Below are 1,214 nucleotides of genomic sequence, written 5' to 3' on the forward strand. Positions count from 1 at the left end.
GTGGTTCTTTCTTATTCAGAAAGAGCGGTATTATGCAATGATTTTTGCAACAACACCCGCACCTACAGTACGACCACCTTCACGGATTGCGAAACGTAAACCATCATCCATCGCGATTGGGTGAATCAGAGTCACGATCATGTTGATGTTATCGCCTGGCATTACCATCTCTACGCCTTCTGGCAGTTCGATAGTACCGGTTACGTCAGTTGTACGGAAGTAGAACTGTGGACGGTAGCCTTTGAAGAATGGAGTATGACGACCACCTTCATCTTTGCTCAGAATATAAACTTCTGATTCGAATTGGGTGTGTGGCTTGATTGAACCTGGTTTAGCCAGTACTTGACCACGTTGAATTTCTTCACGCTTAGTACCACGCAGCAGAACACCAACGTTCTCACCCGCACGACCTTCGTCCAGCAGTTTACGGAACATTTCAACGCCAGTACAAGTTGTTTTAGCCGTTGCTTGGATACCAACGATTTCAACTTCTTCACCAACTTTGATGATACCACGCTCAACACGACCTGTTACTACTGTACCACGACCAGAGATTGAGAATACGTCTTCGATTGGCAGCAGGAATGGCTTGTCAATTGCACGCTCTGGTTCTGGGATGTAAGAATCCAGGTAGCCTGCTAATTCAACAATTTTCGCTTCCCACTCTGGGTTGCCTTCCAGCGCTTTCAGTGCTGAACCGCGAACAACTGGAGTGTCGTCGCCTGGGAAATCGTATTGAGACAGAAGTTCACGAACTTCCATTTCAACTAATTCTAACAGTTCTTCGTCGTCAACCATGTCACATTTGTTCAGGAAAACGATGATGTAAGGAACACCTACTTGGCGACCTAACAGGATGTGCTCACGAGTTTGTGGCATTGGGCCATCAGTCGCAGCAACAACCAGAATTGCACCGTCCATCTGCGCAGCACCAGTGATCATGTTTTTAACATAGTCGGCGTGACCTGGGCAGTCTACGTGTGCGTAGTGGCGAGTTGGAGTGTCATATTCTACGTGAGATGTAGAAATGGTGATACCACGCGCTTTTTCTTCTGGTGCGTTATCGATTTGGTCGAATGCACGAGCGTTACCGCCGTAAGTTTTAGCCAGAACAGTAGTGATTGCTGCTGTCAGGGTAGTTTTACCATGGTCAACGTGGCCGATTGTACCAACGTTAACGTGCGGTTTTGAACGTTCAAATTTTTCTTTAGACA

1 protein-coding gene is annotated in these 1,214 nt (G+C 46.8%); it reads right to left on the reverse strand.

Annotation, left to right across the window (positions count from 1 at the left end; genetic code table 11):
- Positions 1 to 30: 30 nt before the first annotated feature.
- Positions 31 to 1,214 (reverse strand): elongation factor Tu (gene tuf / locus PR799_RS17635; RefSeq protein ID WP_036950356.1); only part of this gene is annotated, 1,184 nt, incomplete at its 5' end.

This window comes from Providencia sp. PROV202, assembly GCF_028479565.1.
Classification (GTDB): domain Bacteria; phylum Pseudomonadota; class Gammaproteobacteria; order Enterobacterales; family Enterobacteriaceae; genus Providencia; species Providencia zhijiangensis.